Origin of the sequence: Kitasatospora sp. NPDC058184, from assembly GCF_042883725.1 — a bacterium.
Lineage (GTDB): Bacteria > Actinomycetota > Actinomycetes > Streptomycetales > Streptomycetaceae > Kitasatospora.
Genome location: NZ_JBHVVE010000065.1, coordinates 1 through 1,301, shown reverse-complemented (window position 1 = coordinate 1,301; position 1,301 = coordinate 1). Strand labels below are relative to the sequence as shown.

Here is a 1,301-nt window from a genome sequence, read left to right as displayed (position 1 = left end):
TGCTAGTGCTGCCCCGCAGAAGTTCGTTGAGGGGTGTTGATCAGGCTGCCTTGAGTGGGGTGCCTTCGTAGGTCCAGCGGTAGGGCTTCGCGGTCGCGTTGTGCGTGATCGCGTAAGCCTCCAGCTTGTCGATCAGGTCGTCGCGGCTGGCGAAGTCGCCGTGTCGCAGGACCCGGCGGGTCAGGGCGGAGAAGAACAACTCGACCTGGTTGAGCCAGGAGGCGTGCGGCGGGGTCCAGCGGACGTGCCAGCGCGGGTGCGCGGCCAGCCAGGTCCTGGTGTGCCTGGCCGTGTGCGAGGAGCCGTTGTCGAGGACGGCGTGGATCTCCTTGCCAGGGGCGATCGCCCGGTCGAGCTGTTCCAGGAATGCGGTGAAGGTCGCCGCATCGTTGCGGCGGACGACCTCGGTGAGTACCTCGCCGGTGCAGACGTCGAGGGCCGCGACAAGGGAGGCGGTGCCGTGGCGCCGGTACTCGAACTCCCGCCGGCCGGGCTCGCCCGGACGGGCCGAACGCCCGGGATGGCGGCGCGAGCGGGCGGCGATCGCGGTCTTCTCGTCGATGGAGAGGACCACCGCGCCCTCGGGCGGGTCGAGGTAGAGGGCACACACATCGGCGGCCCGCCGCCAGAAGTCGGGGGTGTCCCGGCGGGTGAGCCAGCCACGGACCTTGTGCGGCTTGAGATCCAGATCCGCCAGGATCCGCCCGACCTGGGAGGCGGAGACCGGCGCGAAGCACGTGCCGGCCACCCGCCGGGCGATGGCCCGATGTGACCAGGTCGCCTCCGGCCACGGCGCCATGCTCGTCGCCGTGGCCACGATCGCCACCCGCACCTCGGGCCCGTACGATCTCGGCCGTCCCGACCGCCGGGCATCGCGCAGTCCCTCCACACCCCGGCCCGCGAACCGCCCGCGCCACTTGCGCACCGTGTTCACGCTGACGTCCAGCTCCCGCGCGATGGCGCCGTTGGCGAGCCCGTCCGCCGCCGCGAGCACGATCCGGGCCCGCAACACCGCCCGCACCTCGGACTTCGCCGAAGCCACCGTCCGCACCAGCCCCTCACGGGCTTTCGCCTCCAACACCACCGCGACCGCCCCCTGCCCACCCGTCACGACAGCCGATCATGGCGGGCCGCCACCGCACCCGGCAGGATGGGGCCCGTGCCCAAGAACCCCCCGGAATCGATGCAGCACCACCTGCGCCAGCGCCTGGACCACCACGCCCGCGAACGCTGGCCGCACGTGAACGCCATCACGGTCCGCTTCCGTGCGGGATTCGCCTACGTGGCAGCCGAATTGCCCG

At 72.0% G+C, this 1,301-nt stretch carries 1 protein-coding gene; it reads right to left on the bottom strand.

What is annotated here, in order from left to right; translation table 11 throughout:
* Positions 1-40: 40 nt before the first annotated feature.
* Positions 41-1,111 (bottom strand): IS630 family transposase, encoded by a 1,071-nt coding sequence (locus tag ACFVXH_RS41340; RefSeq protein ID WP_387831240.1) that lies wholly within the window; start codon positions 1,109-1,111, stop codon positions 41-43.
* Positions 1,112-1,301: the final 190 nt, after the last annotated feature.